The sequence below is a fragment of the Enterobacter asburiae genome (genome assembly GCA_011754535.1).
GTDB lineage: Bacteria > Pseudomonadota > Gammaproteobacteria > Enterobacterales > Enterobacteriaceae > Enterobacter > Enterobacter cloacae_N.
Genome location: JAAQVN010000001.1, coordinates 2,984,640 through 3,003,921 on the forward strand (window position 1 = coordinate 2,984,640; position 19,282 = coordinate 3,003,921).

The window sequence follows — 19,282 nt, forward strand, 5'->3', positions numbered from 1 at the left end:
ATTATTTTTCGACCTGATTTTTAGACATGAGGATGATAAGCAAACAGCGCGGGCGCCCCGCCGGTGTGCACAAATAAAATCGGCCCTTCATCCTTAAAGCGTTTCTGCGCAATGCCATCGATAAGCCCGGCCATCGCTTTGCCCGTGTAGACCGGATCGAGCAGTATACCCTCAAGGCGCGCCAGCAGCTTAACTGCTTCCATCCCCTCTTCGTTAGGCGTCCCGTAACCCGGTGCAAAATAGTCATCCCAAAGCCGGATCTCGGCCCTGGCCTTCAGCTCCAGCTGCTCTGCCACCGCCTGTTGCAGAGTCACTACTTTTGGCTTCTGGTCCGCGACGCTGCGGGACACCGTCACGCCAATCAGCTCAACCTCCGGCAGCAGCTGTTCAAGCCCCACCGCCAGCCCGGCATGCGTGCCCGCGCTTCCGGACGCGACGACCACCGACGAGAGGCTAACGGCGCCCTCGCACTGCTGCGCAATTTCCAGCGCACTTTCCACATACCCCAGCGCGCCCAGCGCATTCGAACCACCGACGGGAATAACGTAGGGACGGAAACCCTGCGCTTCCAGACGCGTGGCCAGTTCGTTAAGCTGCGAGGTCGGGTCGGTCAACGCATCCACCATCTCCACCTGCACGTTAAACAGATCCAGCAGCAGACGGTTACCGTTGGTCAGATAGTTTTCCGCCTGCGTACCTATCGGGTTTTCCAGCAGGGCCACGCAGTGAAGCCCGAGCTTTGCCGCCACGGCCGCCGTCTGACGAACGTGGTTAGACTGAATGGCCCCGGCGGTGATCAGCGTGTCCGCCCCTTCGCGCAGCGCGTCAGCCGCCAGAAACTCCAGCTTGCGCAGCTTATTGCCGCCCATCGCCATCGGCGTCACGTCATCGCGCTTAATAAAAATATCGCGTCCCAGATAATCAGAAAGTCGCGGCAGGTACTCCAGCGGCGTCGGCGCACCGATAAACTCCAGACGGGGAAAGCGCGTTAGATTCTGTAGTGACATGGATTCTCCGGTAACTCAGACAAAATGTGATATTTTTCATTATGCACGCAGACGCGTAAGAAATAAAAAAGGCGCTTTTGAAAGCGCCTTTTTTTCACGTCACCGACTTATTTGGTGACGTCTGCCCCGAACCACTTCTCAGACAGCGCCTTCAGGCTGCCGTCTTTCTGCATGTCAGCAATCGCGGAATCAATGGCTTTCACCAGATCCTCATTGCCTTTACGAACGGCCACGCCGGATTCCTGACGAGAGAACGCATCACCCGCTACCGCGAGGGTATTGTTGGTTTTCTTCACCAGATCCAAAGCGGCCAGACGGTCAACCAGAATGGCGTCGATACGGCCTACGCGCAGGTCCTGATATTTCGTCGGGTCATCATCATAAGTGCGGATATCCACACCCTGAACGTTCTGGCGCAGCCACTCTTCGTAGTTGGTTCCCAGACCGACGCCAACTTTTTTGCCTTTCAGATCGGCAGCCGTTTTGATGGAGCCTTCGTTACCTTTCTTCACCAGCGCCTGAATACCGGACACGGTGTACGGCGTGGAGAAGTCATACTTCTTCTTACGCTCGTCAGAAATGGTCACCTGGTTAATCACCACGTCAATGCGTTTGGAGTCCAGCGAAGCCAGCATACCGTCCCATTTGGTCGGTTTCAGCGAGGCCTTAACGCCGAGGTGTTTCGCCAGTTCTTCTGCAAATTCCACTTCAAAACCGGTGAGTTTGCCGTCATCACCCTGGAAACTGAACGGAGGATAGGTTCCTTCCAGCCCAACCAGCAGCGTGCCGCGCTCTTTTACTTTATTCAGCAGGTTTTCTGCGGCGAACGTTTTTACGCTCATGCCCGCAACCAGCGCGACGGCCATAACTCCCATCAGCGCCTGACGACCCAGAAGTGCAAATTTCATAAATACCCCGATATAGTGGAATTTTTACGTAGTGTAGAGAAATCGCCTGCAACGTCAAAGGCGACTGCGCTACATCTTATTCTTTTTTAATATATATCAGAAGTTGTTCCGGCGAGCGCTTTCTGCTTCACGGAACCCGGCATTTGCACCTTATATTGTGCATACTTGCGCAGCGCAATACGGTAGTTGTTGGTGCTGGTTGCAGGCAGCCACGGTTCCAGATTTTCATCCAGATAACCGGTCTTGAGCAGATCGCGAGAGATATTGTTAACGGTCAGATGCTGCCCAAGGCGGCGCAGGCGAACCACATATTCGCGCACGGTGCCGTGGCTCATCTCCGTTTGTTCGAACAGGAACTGCTTGAAGCCGATGATGTCGAAGAAGTCGCTTTGCTCTTTGCAGTGAAGATCGCCACAGAAACGGCAAAGCGCCACCCACTCTTTTTGCTCTTCGAGCCACGCGGCTTCATCCATTAACGTGTCGAGGCGAGAGATTGCGATTTTGTTCACGATCTCGCCGCGGCGAACCAGCGTGATACGATCGAGTAATTTGTTACAGTGGGCGCAATGCGTCTGGCTGTGTTTAAAGTCTTTCAGGTAGCGGCTTAAAGGCCGTCTTTTAGATTGCTGCACCGTCATGATAACTCCTGGTTGTCAATACGTTGTGCGGCATTTTTCGGGTGATTGAATCACCTATAACTTACCCAGCTTGGTTCGTAAGCGTTTAATGGCCTGGCTGTGCAGCTGGCTAACCCGCGACTCCCCCACCTCCAGAACCGCGCCAATCTCTTTGAGATTAAGCTCTTCCTGGTAATAAAGGGTCAACACCAGCTGTTCGCGCTCAGGCAGAGCCTCAATCGCTTCCATTACGCGCTGGCGTAAATTCCCTTCCATTAAATGGTGTAACGGGTTTTCCTGCTGGTGCTCGTCCGTCACCAGCTCGATGCTATCGCCATGCTCTTCGCGCCACTCGTCATAGGAGAAGAGTTGGCTATTATTGGTATCGAGCAACATCTGACGATACTCTTCAACAGCAATGCCAAGACGTTCCGCCACTTCGGTTTCCGTTGCGTTGCGTCCCAGTTCCTGTTCCAGCTGCCCCATCGCATGCGCCACTTCGCGCGCGTTGCGGCGAACGCTGCGCGGCACCCAGTCGCGGCTGCGCAGCTCGTCCAGCATCGCACCACGAATACGCTGAACTGCGTAAGTCGTAAATGCCGTTCCTTGCAGAGCGTCGTATCGGTCAACTGCATTCAATAACCCGATACCGCCCGCCTGTAGCAGATCGTCAAGTTCCACGCTCGCCGGCAAGCGCACCTGGAGGCGCAATGCTTCGTGACGCACCAGCGGGACATAACGCTGCCACAGCGAGTGTTTATCCATTACACCTTCAGCGGTATAGAGTGAATTCACGATAAACAGCCCTGCGTTAGTTGAGTTATCGGCATGATTATCCGATTCTGCAGGGCGTTCAATTGGATGAAAAAGGGGGATAAAGTGAGGTTATTCTGAGGTTGCCCGCATCAGGGGCAACTTTTCTGGCTAAATTAACAGTTGCAGCAATGAGATATCGTCGCCCAATTTGACGCTATCTATATGTTGATGAAAGAGCTTTCCTGCTTCCTGATTATGCTGGCTCAGGGAGTGGAAGCTGTAAATAACGTCAATAATATTGTCTTTTTCAATTTTCCCCGCCGCGATGGCCTGACCGGCAAGCAGCGATTTGAGGAAATAGAACTCCGCGACGATTAAATAGAGATTATTCAACATGCTGCGGCCGTTGCTCTGCGGGAAGCCCTGCTCCCAGAGCTTGTATTTAAAAAAGTTCTTAAACAGGTGATCGTTTTCCGTCAGGTAACCGCCCGCCACATCGCGCCACACGGACTCGATGTTTTCCATGACCTTTTCTGCCGAAACGGTGTCATCGACAGATTCAAACTGTTGATAAAGCTGGTCAAAATAACGGTTTAATACGGCGCCACCGCGGGCCGTCGCTTTCTTCGTAAAGTAACTTTGGATGAGCGAGATTAACGCGAATTTCAGGCTGTAGTTCTGATTAAACCCGCCTAACTCCGTCTTGATTTTACCGCTCACCAGCTCGTTCACCAGCGAAAAATAAACCGTTTCGAGCGTGCCGATATTCTCTTCCAGGTTTTCGAGCTTTTCAGCGACCATGAGGAATTTCACCACGGCATAAACTTGTTCTTCAACGCTCACGGCCTCAACGCTAAATAGGTTCTGGCAGAAGAGATTGATGACCTTAATCTTCAAATCCATCGCTGGCGCATTATTAACGTCCTGCTGAACGTTGATGGACTCCATCATCGACATCGACGCCCGATCGTTCAACAACAGTCGGGTGACTTCCGGACACGAGAGATTGAGCGATTTTTCGATTTCGGTTTTATAGACGCGGTTTGTCCGCGGGAATGTCGAACAGGTTGGGCTTAACGCCTGGGCCCCCATGGCGCTATGAATAGAACAGAGCTTTTCCGTATCCATAAACGGGCAATTTTTACTTTCCGTATGGAAAATCACTTCGCCCCAGTTGCCATACTGTTTTTTTGTGACTTTTATCGCCGTTTTCGCCGTGTGACGAATGGCGGAATTTTTACTGTTCAGATAACGGTTAACGGAGGATTTATCAAACGCGATGGTCCAGCCCTGACAACAATGTTCACGACATTCCCCACCGACACAGGAAAAATCTGCGACCAGTTTAGGCTGGGTAATAACGATCTGTTTCACGGGCGGATCCTCAAAATTCAGAGACAAAAAAACCCCGCCGAAGCGGGGTTTGATGCGTAATATTAACGCAGCAGAGACAGAACGGTCTGTGGAACCTGGTTTGCCTGAGACAGAACAGAAGTACCAGCCTGCTGCAGGATCTGCGCGCGGGACATGTTGGAAACTTCAGTTGCGTAGTCAGCGTCCTGGATACGGGACTGAGCAGCAGACAGGTTGTTAGAGGTGTTGTTCAGGTTGTTGATTGCAGAAGTGAAGCGGTTCTGCACAGCACCCAGACCGGAACGAGCGGTATCAACTTTAGCGATTGCTTTGTCAATGGTGTCCAGATCGGTAGCAGTCATTGCTTTCAGGTCGATTGCGTTCACACCCAGAGTGGTGGTGTCAGCTTTAGCACCGCTCAGGTCCAGATCGATGGTGTCGCCGTCGTTTACGCCAACCTGAATTTTAACCACACCAGCAGTACCAGCAGAACCATCCAGCAGTTTGATGCCGTTGAAGTCGGTTTTGCTGGCAACACGGTTGATTTCAGCCAGACGAGCGGTAACTTCATCCTGCAGAGAGGCCAGGTCAGAGGTGCTGTTGGTGCCGTTGCTTGCCTGAACAGCCAGTTCACGAACGCGCTGCAGGTTGTTGTTGATTTCGTTCAGGGAACCTTCAGCGGTCTGCGCCATGGAGATACCGTCGTTGGCGTTACGTGCAGCCTGAGTCATACCTTTGATCTGAGCGGTCATGCGGTTTGCAATCGCCTGGCCAGCGGCATCGTCTTTCGCGCTGTTGATACGCAGACCTGAAGACAGACGCTCAATAGCAGTGCCCAGAGAAGACTGAGATTTGTTCAGGTTGTTCTGAGTAGTCAGGGACAACAGGTTAGTATTGATAACTGCCATAATTTTCTTTCCTTCAAAAATTGGGTTTTAGGTCCGGTGCCTAACACTCACAGCGTCTCTCACCGTCAACAAGGTTATCGACGGGTCCCGAAAAGACTTTAGAATCAATTTCGAAAAAATTATAACCAAATGATTAGTAACGATTTTATTTTTAAAAAATCAATTAAGATTTATCATAAGGTTATTATTTAGGTCTTTTTATTACGTGGAATATGCCAAAAAAGGCACACATTTATCCGTGTTATTGACGCGCTAAAAAATCGTCCCAAAGTGCAATCGTTTCATTTACCGCGCCAGGACATGCCTATTCTTTGGATTATTTTTTTCTCGCCATCGTAAACTTTTACTATTCGAGGCCGATAAGAGTCCTGAACTACTTTCGTATTTAAGGAAAATATACATGGCTACTATCAGTAACCTCGGGATAGGTTCTGCAGGACTCGGGGATTTATATAATCAGTTGGACGCAGCAGAAAGAACCAAGCTGACGACGATTACTACCCAGCAATCAACGTATAACGCACAGTTGAGCGCGTACGGCAAGCTGCAGAGTGCCATGACCTCGCTGCAGACTGCGACCGCTGCGCTGGGTAAAGCGACCACATGGAACTCAACTGCCGTAAGCAGCACCAACACGGCCTTTACGGCAACCACTACCGCTGACGCATCCGTCGGCTCTTATGTGGTTAACGTCAACCAGGTGGCAAAAGCACAGGCGCTCACGACGGGCTCCTATACCACCAACACGGAGCTGCTGGGCGATACGACCGGCACGACGCGTAAAATTACGATTACCCAGCCGGGGACTAAAACGCCTTTAGAGGTGAACCTGGCCGATGGCGATACGTCGCTGGCCGGGATCGCGAGCGCGATCAATAAAGCGAACGGCAACGTCACCGCCAGCGTAATCAAGGCGAAAGACGGCGATTATCGCCTGATGCTGTCATCGAAAACCACCGGTACGGATGGCGAGATGACCATCAGCGTAACCGGGGACGACAAGCTGCAAAGCGCCATCGGCTACGACTCAACCGCCAAAACCGGCGCGCTGACGGTAAATACCGCGGCACAGAACGCGATTGTCGTCGTGAACGACATCAAGATTGAGCGTCAATCGAATACCATCTCCGATGCGCTGCCCGGCATGACCTTCACCGTGAAGGCAGAAAGTAAAGCGGATGAAATGCTGGAAGTGACGCGCGCCACGGATGCGAACCAGAAAGCCGTAACGGACTGGGTAACCGCGTATAACTCGCTGCAGTCCACCATTAATAGTCTGACCAAATATGTGCCGGTCGACGCTGGCGCTGGCGGCCAGTCAGCCAGCAACGGCGCGCTTGTCGGTGATGCAAACGTGCGCGGGATCCAGTCTCAGCTGCGCGGTCTGCTGACCGAAGTGCAGGCCGGCTCCGTTCAGATCATGGCTCAACTCGGGATTACCCAGGATCCAGTGAAAGGCGCAGACGGTACGGTCGGTAACCTGAAGGTGGATACCGATAAGCTGAAAAAAGCGCTGACCGACAACCCGACCGCCGTACAGCAGTACTTTATCGGTGACGGAAAGAAAACCGGTCTGGCGACCCAGATGAACAACACGCTGACCACCATGCTCAGCACCAGCACCGGCAGCGCGGGTGTGATCCAGAACGCGAAAGACGGTATTAACAAAACGCTGAAAACCCTGGGCGAACGTTACGATTCTATGGAAGCCTCTATTGATGCGACCATGGCGCGTTACAAAGCACAGTTCACCAGCCTGGACGTATTAGTCACCAAAATGACCAGTACGGCCAACTACCTGACCCAACAGTTCTCACAAAAATAGTCGTAGCCTTCAGGAGTGGATATGTATAAGACCTCTGGTGTTCAATCCTATCAGCAGATAGGAGTAGAAAGCGCTGTTATGAATGCCAGTCCACACCAGCTGATTGTCATGTTGTTCGACGGGGCGCAGAGCGCCCTCGTCCGCGCGCGTTTGTTCATGGAAGCCGGACAAATTCGTGAAAAAGGCGAAGCGTTATCGAAAGCCATTAACATCATCGACAACGGTTTAAAAGCAGGACTGAACATGGAGGTTGAGAGCGATCTGTCCAGTAATCTTGCCTCCTTGTACGAATATATGGTTCGACGTTTATTACTGGCGAACGTCAGTAACGACGTAGACGCAATTGTTGAAGTCGAGGGTTTATTAAACAACATTGCGGATGCGTGGAAGCAAATCGGCCCCAATGCGTCCTCTATTTCAGGATAATTTTGATGAATAATCCCAGCGCAGCGCTTAGCCACTGGCAGGCGTTACATGCTCAGAGCATTGCTATGCTAAATCTCGCACATTCTGGTCAATGGGATGCGCTTATTGAGCAGGAAATGCATTACGTTCAACTGGTGGAAAAGATTTCGCAAACGCCCATCATGTCATGCCCCCCGGCTCAGGTTGAGCAAGCGCGTGCGCTGCTGGAGATGATCCTCGACAATGAGAATACGTTAAAGGCCCTGCTGAAAGTGCGGATGGACGAACTGCGTAATCTCATCGATCAGACCGGTAAACAGCAATCCATCACCTCTACCTATGGAAAGCTGTCAGGGAATATTCTTTATCCAGAAAGTGTTACCCGCGACACACAATTATGATTTCTTCATCCATACTCCAGAAGTCTGCCAAATGGCTTCTGGAGCACGGACGATGAAAAACCCCACCCTGTTACAATGCTTTCACTGGTATTACCCCGCTGGCGGTGAATTGTGGCGAGAAGTCACGGCGTTAGCCCCCAATCTTAATGAAATCGGCATCAACATGATCTGGCTGCCGCCCGCCTATAAAGGGGCTTCCGGCGGGTATTCGGTTGGCTATGACTGTTACGATCTGTTCGACCTCGGCGAGTTTGATCAGAAAGGCAGTATCGCCACAAAGTACGGTGACAAAGCGCAGCTGCTGGAGGCCATCGACGCCCTTAAAAGCAACGACATTGCCGTACTGCTGGACGTGGTGGTGAACCACAAAATGGGAGCAGATGAGAAAGAGCCTGTCCGTGTTCAGCGCGTGAACGAGCAGGATCGCACGCAAATCGATGATGAGATCGTCGAGTGCGAAGCGTGGACACGTTACACCTTCCCTGCCCGCGCCGGGCAATATTCGCAGTTTATCTGGGATTACAAATGCTTCAGCGGCGTCGACCATATTGAGAATCCCGATGAAGACGGCATCTTTAAAATCGTCAACGACTACACCGGCGAAGGCTGGAACGACCAGGTCGACGATGAGATGGGTAACTTCGATTACCTGATGGGCGAAAATATCGACTTTCGCAATCACGCCGTCACCGAGGAGATCAAATACTGGGCCCGCTGGGTCATGGAACAGACGCGCTGCGACGGTTTTCGTCTGGACGCCGTCAAGCATATTCCCGCCTGGTTTTACAAAGAGTGGATTGAGCACGTACAGGAAGTCGCCGAACAGCCGTTATTTATCGTGGCGGAATACTGGTCCCACGAGGTGGACAAACTGCAGGCCTATATTGACCAGGTCGACGGTAAAACCATGCTGTTTGATGCCCCCCTGCAGATGAAATTCCACGAAGCGTCACGTCAGGGTCGGGATTACGACATGAGCCAGATCTTCACCGGCACGCTGGTGGAGGCCGATCCGTTTCATGCGGTCACCCTCGTCGCTAACCATGACACGCAGCCTCTGCAGGCGCTGGAAGCGCCGGTGGAAGCCTGGTTTAAACCGCTGGCGTATGCGCTGATCCTGCTGCGGGAAAACGGTGTGCCGAGCGTTTTCTATCCGGATCTGTTCGGCGCCAGCTATGACGATACGGGAGGTGACGGCGAGACCTATCACATCGACATGCCGGTTATTGAGCAGCTCCACGAGCTGATCCTTGCCCGCCAGCGCTTTGCCCACGGCGTGCAGACGCTGTTTTTTGACCATCCAAACTGCATCGCCTTCAGCCGCAGCGGCACCGAGGACGATCCCGGCTGCGTGGTGGTCATGTCGAACGGTGACGACGGCGAGAAGGTGATTTGCCTGGGGGAAAACTACGGCAACAAAACGTGGCGGGATTTTCTCGGCAACCGTGAAGAAACGGTCACCACCGCGGCGGATGGCGAAGGCACCTTTACCTGCAAAGGGGGAAGCGTTAGCGTGTGGGTGATTGAGGATGCGTTGTAGAACGGGAAACGTGCGGCCTGATGCCCTCACCCCGTCCCTCTCCCACAGGGAGAGGGCGCAAACACCAAAAACGGCAACGAGGTTGCCGTTTTGCTTTTACCCTTAGGGCAGTTTACTCTCCAGCGGATTCTTGCTCAGATAATCAGCACATTCCACCGTTGGGCGGTCAACCTTTTGCAGCTCCATCCCGTCATACTCCAGCGTTGAGCCGTCGCGATCCAGCGGATAGATATCCAGCTTGCGGGTAACGTTGTAATAGCTGTCTGAGCGCAGCATGATCTTACCCGGCACGGCAATCACGCGCTGCCACTGGCGACAGTCCAGCGTATCGCCCTCTTCCGTGACCACCAGTGTGGCAATCGCTTCAGGGCTGACCAGGCTGCTCTGCGGCCCTTTCGACTGCCAGTACCCCGCCAGGTTCGCCGGGACGGGATGCTTGATTACATCATTATAGTTATCGACCTGAACGCACCCGGTCAGTGCCAGCAGCGCGCCAGCAATTGCTATTTTTTTCATCATCTTTCCTGCATTCGAAGAAAAAAATATTGTGGCATTAAAGCGCAGAGGCCGCCAGCGAAGATCGACGGGGCTTAAACCTGCATCCCCATCACTTCCTGATACGCCGACACCAGCTTGTTACGCACCTGGATCCCCATCTGGATAGAAACCGAGGCTTTTTGCAAATCGGTCATCACATCGTTCAGCGCCACGCCCGGCTCGCCGAGGGTAAACTTCTCCGCCTGCGTACGCGCAGCGGTCTGGGTATCGCTGATACGGTCAAGAGCGGCGTGCAGTTGTCCCGCAAAGCTGATGGTCGGCTGTTGTTCTGCCACATTCTGATTACGGGCCGTCATCGCCGTTGCCTGCAACTGACTGATTACCCCTTCAATGCCCTGTATAGCCATGACTCTCCCCTGGATGGTTTTTTACGCGGTCAAGACTAACAGCTTGTCAATAAGATAATGGCGGTAAATAGCGTGAAAAAACCAGGTTATTTGACGCATAGAAAATCCGGAATCGTCAAATAATGGCAGGGCCATCAATATGGAACTTTTGTCGTGTTTGCCGACCCGGGAGTCAGTTTTGTTTCTCTACACGAATAACGTAAACCACCAGGATTTAAGAGGTGCGCAATGAGTGCAGCAGCATCGACAGCGCCACAAAATAAATCACTCGAGTGGATGAACCGCCTTCGCGCGAATCCTAAAATCCCGTTGATCGTGGCAGGCGCTGCCGCAATTGCGATCCTTGTAGCGATGGTTTTATGGGCGAAAAGCCCTGATTACCGCACGCTCTACAGCAACCTTTCCGATCAGGATGGCGGCGCCATCGTCACCCAGCTTACCCAGATGAATATCCCTTATCGCTTTGCCGATAATGGCGGTGCGCTTGAGGTGCCGGCAGATAAGGTGCACGAGCTTCGTCTGCGTCTGGCACAGCAGGGCCTGCCAAAGGGCGGCGCGGTCGGTTTTGAGCTGCTGGATCAGGAAAAGTTTGGTATCAGCCAGTTCAGCGAGCAGGTGAACTACCAGCGTGCGCTGGAAGGCGAGCTGGCCCGCACCATTGAAACGTTAGGCCCGGTGAAGAGTGCCCGCGTGCACCTGGCAATGCCTAAACCTTCTTTATTCGTTCGTGAACAGAAATCCCCTTCGGCATCCGTTACCGTGAACCTTGAGCCTGGCCGCGCGCTGGACGAAGGGCAAATCAGCGCGGTGACGCATCTCGTCTCCAGCGCCGTCGCCGGCCTGCCGCCGGGTAACGTAACGCTGGTGGACCAAAGCGGACATCTGCTGACCCAATCCAATACCGCCGGGCGTGACCTGAACGACGCGCAGCTGAAATACGCCGCCGACGTTGAAAGCCGTCTCCAGCGCCGCATCGAAGCTATCCTCGGCCCGGTAGTGGGCAACAGTAACGTGCATGCCCAGGTGACCGCGCAGATTGACTTCTCTAATAAAGAACAAACCGAAGAGCAATACAGCCCGAACGGCGATGCGGCTCAGGCGGTGATGCGTTCACGTCAGATCAACTCCAGCGAACAGGTGGGTGGGGCTTACCCTGGCGGCGTGCCGGGCGCGCTCTCTAACCAGCCTGCTCCGGCTAACGCGGCGCCGATTTCCACGCCACCGGCCAATCAGCAGAACGGTCAGCAAAATAATCAGCAGACCACCTCAACGACCAGTAACGCAGGCCCGCGCTCCAGCAGCCGCAACGAAACCACGAACTACGAAGTGGACCGGACGATCCGCCACACTAAACTGAACGTGGGCGATATTCAGCGTCTTTCCGTTGCGGTGGTGGTGAACTACAAAACGCTGGCGGATGGCAAACCGCTGCCGCTGACCGCCGAGCAGATGAAGCAGATTGAAAACCTGACCCGTGAAGCGATGGGTTACTCCGAGAAGCGCGGCGATACTCTCAACGTGGTCAACTCACCGTTCAACTCGGTTGAAGAGACCGGCGGCGAGCTGCCGTTCTGGCAACAGCAGGCGTTTATCGACCAGCTGATGTCCGCAGGACGCTGGCTGCTGGTGCTGATTGTCGCGTGGCTGCTGTGGCGTAAGGGCGTACGCCCTCAGCTTCAGCGCCGCGCAGAAGCCGAAAAAGTGGCTCGCGAACAGATGTCTGCGCGTCAGGAAACGGAAGAAGCGGTTGAAGTTCGCCTCAGCAAAGATGAACAGATGCAGCAGCGTCGTGCTAACCAGCGCATGGGCGCCGAGGTCATGAGCCAGCGCATTCGCGAAATGTCAGATAACGATCCGCGCGTCGTGGCGCTGGTCATCCGCCAGTGGATGGGTAACGAACATGAGTAATACGCTTACGGGCACCGATAAAAGCGTCATCCTGCTGATGACCATTGGCGAAGACCGCGCGGCAGAGGTGTTTAAGCACCTCTCCCAGCGAGAAGTGCAAATTCTCAGTGCGGCGATGGCCAACGTGCGTCAAATCTCCAATAAACAGCTGACCGAAGTGTTGTCGGAATTTGAGCAGGAAGCCGAACAGTTTGCGGCGCTCAACGTCAACGCCAACGACTACCTGCGCTCCGTGCTGGTCAAGGCGCTGGGCGAAGAGCGCGCGGCCAGCCTGCTGGAAGATATTCTGGAAACGCGCGATACCGCCAGCGGTATCGAAACGCTTAACTTTATGGAGCCACAGAGTGCCGCCGACCTTATTCGCGACGAGCACCCGCAGATTATCGCCACCATCCTGGTTCACCTCAAACGTGGCCAGGCTGCCGATATTCTGGCCCTGTTCGAGGAGCGTCTGCGTCACGACGTGATGCTGCGTATCGCGACCTTCGGCGGCGTCCAGCCGGCCGCGCTGGCGGAGCTGACCGAAGTGCTGAACAACCTGCTCGACGGTCAGAACCTCAAGCGCAGCAAAATGGGCGGCGTGAGAACGGCGGCGGAAATCATCAACCTGATGAAAACGCAGCAGGAAGAGGCGGTCATTACGGCGGTTCGCGAATTCGACGGCGAGCTGGCGCAAAAAATCATCGACGAGATGTTCCTGTTCGAAAACCTGGTCGAAGTGGACGATCGCAGCATCCAGCGCCTGCTCCAGGAAGTGGACTCCGAGTCGCTGCTTATTGCCCTGAAAGGTGCCGAGCAGCCGCTTCGCGAGAAGTTCCTGCGCAACATGTCTCAGCGTGCGGCCGATATCCTGCGCGACGACCTTGCCAACCGTGGCCCGGTGCGTCTGTCTCAGGTGGAAAACGAGCAGAAAGCGATCCTGCTTATTGTTCGTCGTCTGGCGGAAACCGGCGAGATGGTGATTGGCAGCGGAGACGACACCTATGTCTAATGAGCTGTCGTGGAAGCGCTGGACCCCGGACGATCTGGCCCCTCCCCTTGCCGAATTCTCGCCCGCGGTGGTTTCGCCCGCAGAGCCCGACGCGGACGTCGAACAGCCTGAGCTGAGCGAAGAAGAGCAGCAAGCGCAGATGCTGGCGCAGCTGCAAATGCAGGCGCACGAGCAGGGCTACAATGCTGGCCTGAACGAGGGCCGCCAGAAGGGTCACGATCTGGGGTATCAGGAAGGCCTGGCGAAAGGGCTGGAGCACGGCATCGATCAGGCGCGCCAGCAGCAGGCGCCGATCCATGCCCGCATGCAGCAGCTGGTCAGCGAGTTCCAGCACACGCTGGACGCGCTGGACAGCGTGATTGCCTCGCGTCTGATGCAGATGGCGCTGGAAGCGGCGCGTCAGGTTATCGGCCAGACGCCCGTGGTGGATAACACCGCGCTGATCAAACAAATTCAGGGTCTGCTTCAGCAGGAGCCGCTGTTCAGCGGCAAACCGCAGCTGCGCGTCCACCCGGACGATCTGCAGCGCGTTGAAGAGAGCCTGGGCGCAACGCTTAGCCTGCACGGCTGGCGTCTGCGCGGCGACCCGTCATTACACCACGGCGGATGCAAAGTCTCTGCCGATGAAGGCGACCTGGATGCCAGCGTCGCCACCCGCTGGCAGGAACTGTGCCGCCTGGCGGCACCGGGAGTCGTCTGATGACCGCGCGCCTCACCCGGTGGCTCACCACGCTCGACAACTTTGAGACGAAGATGGCACAGCTGCCATCCGTTCGTCGTTATGGGCGACTGACGCGCGCCACCGGTCTGGTACTTGAGGCCACCGGCCTGCAGCTTCCGCTGGGGGCAACCTGTGTCATTGAGCGTCAGGATGGTCAGGAGACGCGTGAAGTCGAAAGCGAAGTGGTCGGATTTAACGGCCAGCGCCTGTTCCTGATGCCGCTTGAAGAGGTGGAAGGCATTCTGCCCGGCGCGCGCGTCTATGCGAAGAATATCAGCGGCGACGGGCTGCAAAGCGGGAAACAACTGCCGCTTGGCCCTGCCCTGCTGGGTCGCGTGCTGGACGGCAGCGGGAAGCCGCTTGATGGCCTGCCCGCGCCGGACACCACCGAAACCGGCGCGCTGATCACTCAGCCGTTCAATCCCCTGCAGCGTACCCCTATTGAGCACGTGCTGGATACCGGCGTGCGTCCGATTAACGCCCTGCTCACCGTAGGTCGCGGGCAGCGCATGGGTCTGTTTGCCGGATCAGGTGTCGGGAAATCCGTCCTGCTCGGCATGATGGCGCGCTATACCCAGGCCGACGTGATCGTCGTGGGGCTGATTGGCGAGCGTGGTCGCGAAGTAAAAGATTTCATCGAAAATATCCTGGGTGCGGAAGGCCGCGCCCGCTCGGTGGTTATTGCCGCACCGGCGGACGTGTCGCCGCTGCTGCGTATGCAGGGTGCCGCCTACGCCACCCGTATCGCCGAAGATTTTCGTGACCGCGGCAAGCACGTGCTGCTGATCATGGACTCCCTCACCCGCTACGCGATGGCGCAACGTGAAATCGCGCTGGCTATCGGCGAGCCGCCGGCGACCAAAGGCTATCCGCCTTCGGTCTTTGCCAAACTTCCGGCGCTGGTCGAGCGTGCGGGGAACGGCATCAGCGGCGGCGGCTCTATTACCGCGTTCTATACGGTCCTGACCGAGGGCGACGACCAGCAGGACCCGATTGCCGACTCCGCGCGCGCGATCCTGGATGGCCATATCGTGCTGTCGCGTCGCCTGGCCGAAGCCGGGCACTACCCGGCGATTGATATTGAAGCGTCCATCAGCCGTGCGATGACGGCGTTGATTACCGAGAAGCACTACGCCCGCGTGCGTAACTTTAAACAACTGCTTTCCAGCTTCCAGCGCAACCGCGATCTGGTCAGCGTGGGGGCGTATGCCAAAGGCAGCGACCCGATGCTCGACAAGGCGATTAGCCTGTGGCCGCAGCTGGAGGCATTTTTACAACAGGGCATTTTTGAACGTGCCGACTGGGAAGATTCAATCCAGGCGCTGGAGCTGATTTTCCCGCAGGTGTAACACAGGTGGAGGGCGAAGGTCATGGCGCAAAACAGCGCGTTATCAACGCTGAAAGATCTGGCTGAAAAAGAAGTTGATGATGCCGCATTGCAGCTTGGCGCAATGCGACGCGGGTGCCAGCAGGCTGAAGAACAGTTGAAGATGTTAATCGACTATCAGCATGAATATCGCACCAACCTCAATACCGATATGACGCAGGGTATTGGCAGCCAGCGCTGGATTAACTATCAGCAGTTTATCCAGACGCTGGAGAAGGCGATAGAGCAGCATCGCCAGCAGCTAAACCAGTGGACCCAAAAAGTCGATACCGCGCTGAATTTCTGGCGCGAAAAAAAACAGAGGCTGCAGGCCTGGCAAACCTTACAGGACCGGCAGATTGCAGCCTCGACCCTGGCGGAAAACCGCCTGGATCAGAAGAAAATGGATGAGTTTGCCCAGCGCGCATCAATGAGGAAACCGGAATGATCACACTGCAACAACTGCTGATGAGCGACAGCGACCTGTCAGGCGGGATGCAAACAGGGAAAGGCACCGAGGGTGCGCAAGACTTTCTCTCCCTGCTGGCGAGCGCCCTGACGGACGCAACGGGCAAAGGTAACGATGCGCCGCTCACCCTGGCGGACCTGAAAGCCGCAGGCGGCAAGCTGTCGAAAGTTGCGCTGGAAGCCAAAGGCGATACCGCTCTGCAGGCCAAAATTGCCGATCTGCTCGCGCGTCAGCCTGCGCTGAATGGCGTTGAAACGACCGAGTCCGCGCCGCTTGAAACCCTGGTTTCCGGGCTGGTGCCGCTGTCAAAGGGCGACGCGCTGAAGACGCTCACTGCGGCCAACGGCAAAGATGACGGTCAAAGCGAACTGAGCGAAGAAGAGCTGGCCGGGTTAAGCGCGCTGATGGCGATGCTGCCGCACCAGCAGACTACCGCCTCTCGTGCGGCTGGCAGCGACGGCGTTTCCGCTCCCTCAGCGCTGAATTCAGCAACGCTTTCGCCAAACGGTGCAGGCCAGCCGTCCCTGAACGCGCCTGCGGGAAGCCATGACAAAGCGCAGCTTTCTGCGTCCTACCAGAGCCAGGCGAAAAACAACGGTCCCGATCTCTCAGGCAACGCGCCTGCCACGCCGGTCGTGGCCGCGGCCGCAGAGAAGCAGGAGTTCGCCAGTTCTTCCTCGTCATCTTCGCCAACCGCGACCCTGGCACCGATTATGTCCAGCCATGCTATCAGCCAGCCAGCCGCCACCGTTGCCACCGCGCCGGTGCTAAGCCAGCCTCTGGGCACCCACGAATGGCAACAGTCCCTGAGCCAGCACATCACCCTGTTCACTAAGCAGGGCCAGCAGACGGCGGAGCTGCGCCTGCACCCGGAAGATCTGGGCCAGGTGCAAATCTCGCTTAAGCTGGACGACAACCAGGCACAGCTGCAGATGGTCTCTGCGCACAGCCATGTGCGCGCAGCGCTGGAGGCCGCGCTGCCGGTCCTGCGGACCTCGCTGGCGGAGAACGGCATTCAGCTTTCTCAGAGCAGCGTCAGCAGCGAGAGTTTCGCCGGTCAGCAGCAGTCTTCATCCCAGCAGCATCAGGCCTCGCGTTCCGGCCAGCACGGCGGTTTTAATGAAGAGAGCGATGAGCTCCTGCCGGTTCCTGCCGCCCTGCAATCCGCGGCGCGCGGTAACGGTGCCGTGGACATCTTCGCCTAAACGCCAGAGGTAGCGTGATTATCCCCGTCTTTTCCACGCTTTGACGACGGCAGGACACGGGATAATCACCTTATTAAGCTGTACCGAAACAGGAAGCTCGTATCAGATGACAGACTCCGCTATCACCAAAAAAAGCAAGCGTTCCATCTGGATCCCGCTGCTGGTGTTGATCACGCTCGCCGCCTGCGCTACCGCGGGCTATAGTTACTGGCGTATGCAGCAGGAACCTTCTACCGCTGCGGCCAAAGCCGAACCTGCTCCACCGCCGGCGCCGGTCTTTTTCCCTCTGGACACCTTCACCGTTAACCTCGGTGATGCGGATCGTGTGCTGTATGTCGGTATTACGCTGCGCCTGAAGGACGAAGCGACCCGCGCGCGCCTGAACGATTATCTGCCGGAAGTGCGTAGCCGCCTTCTCCTGCTGTTTTCTCGTCAGGACGCCTCCGCGCTGGCTACCGACGTGGGTAAGCAAAAGCTGGTCGACGCCATCAAGCAGACGCTGGCCACCCCGCTGGTAAACGGTCAACCTAAGCAGGAAGTCACTGACGTTCTGTACACAGCCTTTATTCTGCGGTAACGACATGGGCGACAGTATTCTTTCTCAGGCAGAAATCGACGCGCTGCTTAACGGCGACAGCGATAAGAGTGACGATCCGCAACCGGGTCTCACCGGCGACGATAATATTCGTCCTTACGATCCCAATACCCAGCGTCGCGTAGTCCGTGAACGTCTGCAGGCGCTGGAGATCATTAACGAACGTTTTGCACGTCAGTTCCGTATGGGGCTATTTAACCTGCTGCGTCGTAGCCCGGATATCACGGTCGGTGCGATCCGCATTCAGCCGTATCATGAGTTTGCCCGCAACCTGCCGGTGCCAACCAACCTTAACCTGATTCATCTGAAGCCGCTTCGCGGCACCGGTCTGGTGGTGTTCTCGCCAAGCCTGGTGTTCATTGCGGTGGATAACCTGTTCGGCGGCGACGGGCGTTTCCCGACCAAAGTGGAAGGCCGTGAATTTACCCACACCGAACAGCGCGTCATTAACCGCATGCTTAAGCTGGCGCTTGAGTCCTACAGCGACGCGTGGAAAGCGATTAACCCGCTGGAAGTGGAGTACGTCCGTTCTGAGATGCAGGTGAAATTTACCAATATCACCACCTCCCCGAACGATATCGTTGTCAATACGCCGTTCCACGTGGAGATCGGTAACCTGACCGGCGAATTCAACATCTGCCTGCCGTTCAGCATGATTGAACCGCTGCGCGAGCTGCTGGTTAACCCGCCGCTGGAGAACTCGCGCAACGAAGATCAGAACTGGCGTGAAAACCTGGTGCGCCAGGTGCAGCACTCCCAGCTGGAGCTGGTGGCAAACTTTGCCGACATCTCGATGCGGTTATCCCAGATCCTGAAATTACAACCCGGCGACGTTTTGCCGATAGACAAACCCGACCGCATTATTGCCCACGTGGATGGTGTCCCCGTACTCACAAGCCAGTACGGCACGATTAACGGTCAGTATGCGTTACGCGTTGAGCACTTGATCAACCCGATTTTGAATTCGCTGAATGAGGAACAGCCCAAATGAGTGACATGAACAATCCGTCCGATGAAAACAGCGGAGCACTGGACGATCTGTGGGCTGACGCGTTAAACGAGCAAAAAACGACTCCGACAAAAAGCGCGGCGGACGCGGTATTCCAGCAGTTAGGCGGCGGTGACGTCAGCGGCACGCTGCAGGATATCGACCTGATTATGGACATCCCGGTCAAGCTGACCGTTGAGCTGGGGCGCACCCGGATGACCATTAAAGAGCTGCTGCGTCTGACGCAGGGTTCGGTCGTGGCCCTTGACGGCCTGGCCGGCGAGCCGCTGGATATTCTGATCAACGGCTATCTGATTGCCCAGGGTGAAGTGGTGGTGGTTGCCGACAAATACGGCGTGCGCATCACCGACATCATTACCCCGTCTGAACGCATGCGTCGTCTGAGCCGTTAAG

At 55.7% G+C, this 19,282-nt stretch carries 21 protein-coding genes; 13 read left to right on the top strand and 8 right to left on the bottom strand.

Annotation, left to right across the window (positions count from 1 at the left end):
* Nucleotides 1-20 precede the first annotated feature (20 nt).
* From dcyD to HBM95_14090, 6 genes are all read right to left on the bottom strand, one after another.
* Nucleotides 21-1,007 carry a D-cysteine desulfhydrase gene (gene dcyD / locus HBM95_14065; protein ID NIH44053.1) on the bottom strand — a complete coding sequence of 329 codons (987 nt, stop codon included), beginning with the start codon at nucleotides 1,005-1,007 and terminating at the stop codon, nucleotides 21-23.
* 107 nt (nucleotides 1,008-1,114) lie between these two features.
* On the bottom strand, nucleotides 1,115-1,915 hold the full coding sequence (gene tcyJ, locus HBM95_14070; GenBank protein NIH44054.1) for a cystine ABC transporter substrate-binding protein: 801 nt from the start codon (nucleotides 1,913-1,915) through the stop codon (nucleotides 1,115-1,117).
* Between the two features lie 86 nt (nucleotides 1,916-2,001).
* Entirely contained in the window at nucleotides 2,002-2,553 is a 552-nt protein-coding gene (gene fliZ / locus HBM95_14075; GenBank protein ID NIH44055.1) for a flagella biosynthesis regulatory protein FliZ, read from the bottom strand.
* Between the two features lie 54 nt (nucleotides 2,554-2,607).
* A complete protein-coding gene (locus HBM95_14080; protein ID NIH44056.1) occupies nucleotides 2,608-3,327 on the bottom strand; it encodes an RNA polymerase sigma factor FliA in 720 nt (239 codons plus the stop codon).
* A 129-nt stretch (nucleotides 3,328-3,456) separates the two neighbouring features.
* Complete coding sequence (locus HBM95_14085; protein ID NIH44057.1) at nucleotides 3,457-4,662, bottom strand: hypothetical protein; 1,206 nt, start codon at nucleotides 4,660-4,662, stop codon at nucleotides 3,457-3,459.
* 62 nt (nucleotides 4,663-4,724) lie between these two features.
* Entirely contained in the window at nucleotides 4,725-5,549 is an 825-nt protein-coding gene (locus HBM95_14090) for a flagellin FliC (protein NIH44058.1), read from the bottom strand.
* A gap of 400 nt (nucleotides 5,550-5,949) precedes the next feature.
* Here HBM95_14090 and fliD point away from each other — a divergent pair, with 400 nt between their 5' ends.
* Genes fliD through amyA form a run of 4 tightly spaced genes read left to right on the top strand, consistent with a single transcriptional unit; the run spans nucleotide 5,950 to nucleotide 9,720 of the window.
* The gene (gene fliD / locus HBM95_14095; protein ID NIH44059.1) at nucleotides 5,950-7,374 is read left to right on the top strand and encodes a flagellar filament capping protein FliD; all 1,425 of its coding nucleotides are present in this window, start codon (nucleotides 5,950-5,952) and stop codon (nucleotides 7,372-7,374) included.
* 21 nt (nucleotides 7,375-7,395) lie between these two features.
* A complete protein-coding gene (gene fliS / locus HBM95_14100) occupies nucleotides 7,396-7,800 on the top strand; it encodes a flagellar export chaperone FliS (protein NIH44060.1) in 405 nt (134 codons plus the stop codon).
* Between the two features lie 5 nt (nucleotides 7,801-7,805).
* Nucleotides 7,806-8,180, top strand: coding sequence for a flagella biosynthesis regulatory protein FliT (fliT, locus tag HBM95_14105; GenBank protein NIH44061.1), 375 nt, complete (start codon nucleotides 7,806-7,808; stop codon nucleotides 8,178-8,180).
* A gap of 52 nt (nucleotides 8,181-8,232) precedes the next feature.
* A complete protein-coding gene (gene amyA, locus HBM95_14110) occupies nucleotides 8,233-9,720 on the top strand; it encodes an alpha-amylase (protein ID NIH44062.1) in 1,488 nt (495 codons plus the stop codon).
* Between the two features lie 102 nt (nucleotides 9,721-9,822).
* Here the strand turns inward: amyA and HBM95_14115 are convergent, their stop codons facing one another.
* Entirely contained in the window at nucleotides 9,823-10,236 is a 414-nt protein-coding gene (locus HBM95_14115; protein NIH44063.1) for a lipoprotein, read from the bottom strand.
* Between the two features lie 74 nt (nucleotides 10,237-10,310).
* Entirely contained in the window at nucleotides 10,311-10,625 is a 315-nt protein-coding gene (gene fliE, locus HBM95_14120) for a flagellar hook-basal body complex protein FliE (protein NIH44064.1), read from the bottom strand.
* A 228-nt stretch (nucleotides 10,626-10,853) separates the two neighbouring features.
* Between fliE and fliF the strand changes: the two genes are divergently transcribed.
* From fliF to fliN, 9 genes are all read left to right on the top strand, one after another.
* Entirely contained in the window at nucleotides 10,854-12,533 is a 1,680-nt protein-coding gene (fliF, locus tag HBM95_14125) for a flagellar basal body M-ring protein FliF (protein NIH44065.1), read from the top strand.
* Nucleotides 12,526-13,524: a flagellar motor switch protein FliG gene (gene fliG, locus HBM95_14130; protein NIH44066.1), complete on the top strand. Its 999-nt coding sequence runs from the start codon at nucleotides 12,526-12,528 to the stop codon at nucleotides 13,522-13,524. Before fliF ends, fliG begins: the two co-directional genes overlap by 8 nt.
* On the top strand, nucleotides 13,517-14,224 hold the full coding sequence (gene fliH, locus HBM95_14135; GenBank protein NIH44067.1) for a flagellar assembly protein FliH: 708 nt from the start codon (nucleotides 13,517-13,519) through the stop codon (nucleotides 14,222-14,224). Before fliG ends, fliH begins: the two co-directional genes overlap by 8 nt.
* Complete coding sequence (gene fliI, locus HBM95_14140; protein ID NIH44068.1) at nucleotides 14,224-15,594, top strand: flagellum-specific ATP synthase FliI; 1,371 nt, start codon at nucleotides 14,224-14,226, stop codon at nucleotides 15,592-15,594. The genes fliH and fliI overlap by 1 nt, the downstream gene beginning before the upstream one ends.
* A 21-nt stretch (nucleotides 15,595-15,615) precedes the next feature.
* Nucleotides 15,616-16,059, top strand: a complete 444-nt coding sequence (gene fliJ, locus HBM95_14145; protein NIH44069.1) for a flagella biosynthesis chaperone FliJ — start codon at nucleotides 15,616-15,618, stop codon at nucleotides 16,057-16,059.
* A complete protein-coding gene (gene fliK, locus HBM95_14150; protein NIH44070.1) occupies nucleotides 16,056-17,285 on the top strand; it encodes a flagellar hook length control protein FliK in 1,230 nt (409 codons plus the stop codon). Before fliJ ends, fliK begins: the two co-directional genes overlap by 4 nt.
* Nucleotides 17,286-17,391: 106 nt before the next feature.
* Nucleotides 17,392-17,862: a flagellar basal body-associated protein FliL gene (fliL, locus tag HBM95_14155; GenBank protein NIH44071.1), complete on the top strand. Its 471-nt coding sequence runs from the start codon at nucleotides 17,392-17,394 to the stop codon at nucleotides 17,860-17,862.
* Nucleotides 17,863-17,866: 4 nt separating this feature from the next.
* The gene (gene fliM / locus HBM95_14160; GenBank protein ID NIH44072.1) at nucleotides 17,867-18,871 is read left to right on the top strand and encodes a flagellar motor switch protein FliM; all 1,005 of its coding nucleotides are present in this window, start codon (nucleotides 17,867-17,869) and stop codon (nucleotides 18,869-18,871) included.
* Nucleotides 18,868-19,281: a flagellar motor switch protein FliN gene (gene fliN / locus HBM95_14165; GenBank protein NIH44073.1), complete on the top strand. Its 414-nt coding sequence runs from the start codon at nucleotides 18,868-18,870 to the stop codon at nucleotides 19,279-19,281. Before fliM ends, fliN begins: the two co-directional genes overlap by 4 nt.
* Nucleotide 19,282: the final 1 nt, after the last annotated feature.

Coding starts and splice junctions, on each gene's coding strand:
- fliM (NIH44072.1), top strand. CDS start 17,867: ATGGGCGACAGTATTCTTTCTCAGGCAGAAATCGACGCGCTGCTTAAC.
- fliE (NIH44064.1), bottom strand. CDS start 10,625: ATGGCTATACAGGGCATTGAAGGGGTAATCAGTCAGTTGCAGGCAACG.
- fliZ (NIH44055.1), bottom strand. CDS start 2,553: ATGACGGTGCAGCAATCTAAAAGACGGCCTTTAAGCCGCTACCTGAAA.
- fliS (NIH44060.1), top strand. CDS start 7,396: ATGTATAAGACCTCTGGTGTTCAATCCTATCAGCAGATAGGAGTAGAA.
- HBM95_14115 (NIH44063.1), bottom strand. CDS start 10,236: ATGAAAAAAATAGCAATTGCTGGCGCGCTGCTGGCACTGACCGGGTGC.
- fliF (NIH44065.1), top strand. CDS start 10,854: ATGAGTGCAGCAGCATCGACAGCGCCACAAAATAAATCACTCGAGTGG.
- fliG (NIH44066.1), top strand. CDS start 12,526: ATGAGTAATACGCTTACGGGCACCGATAAAAGCGTCATCCTGCTGATG.
- amyA (NIH44062.1), top strand. CDS start 8,233: ATGAAAAACCCCACCCTGTTACAATGCTTTCACTGGTATTACCCCGCT.
- fliJ (NIH44069.1), top strand. CDS start 15,616: ATGGCGCAAAACAGCGCGTTATCAACGCTGAAAGATCTGGCTGAAAAA.
- fliH (NIH44067.1), top strand. CDS start 13,517: ATGTCTAATGAGCTGTCGTGGAAGCGCTGGACCCCGGACGATCTGGCC.
- HBM95_14090 (NIH44058.1), bottom strand. CDS start 5,549: ATGGCAGTTATCAATACTAACCTGTTGTCCCTGACTACTCAGAACAAC.
- fliN (NIH44073.1), top strand. CDS start 18,868: ATGAGTGACATGAACAATCCGTCCGATGAAAACAGCGGAGCACTGGAC.
- tcyJ (NIH44054.1), bottom strand. CDS start 1,915: ATGAAATTTGCACTTCTGGGTCGTCAGGCGCTGATGGGAGTTATGGCC.
- fliL (NIH44071.1), top strand. CDS start 17,392: ATGACAGACTCCGCTATCACCAAAAAAAGCAAGCGTTCCATCTGGATC.
- fliT (NIH44061.1), top strand. CDS start 7,806: ATGAATAATCCCAGCGCAGCGCTTAGCCACTGGCAGGCGTTACATGCT.
- fliD (NIH44059.1), top strand. CDS start 5,950: ATGGCTACTATCAGTAACCTCGGGATAGGTTCTGCAGGACTCGGGGAT.
- fliK (NIH44070.1), top strand. CDS start 16,056: ATGATCACACTGCAACAACTGCTGATGAGCGACAGCGACCTGTCAGGC.
- dcyD (NIH44053.1), bottom strand. CDS start 1,007: ATGTCACTACAGAATCTAACGCGCTTTCCCCGTCTGGAGTTTATCGGT.
- fliI (NIH44068.1), top strand. CDS start 14,224: ATGACCGCGCGCCTCACCCGGTGGCTCACCACGCTCGACAACTTTGAG.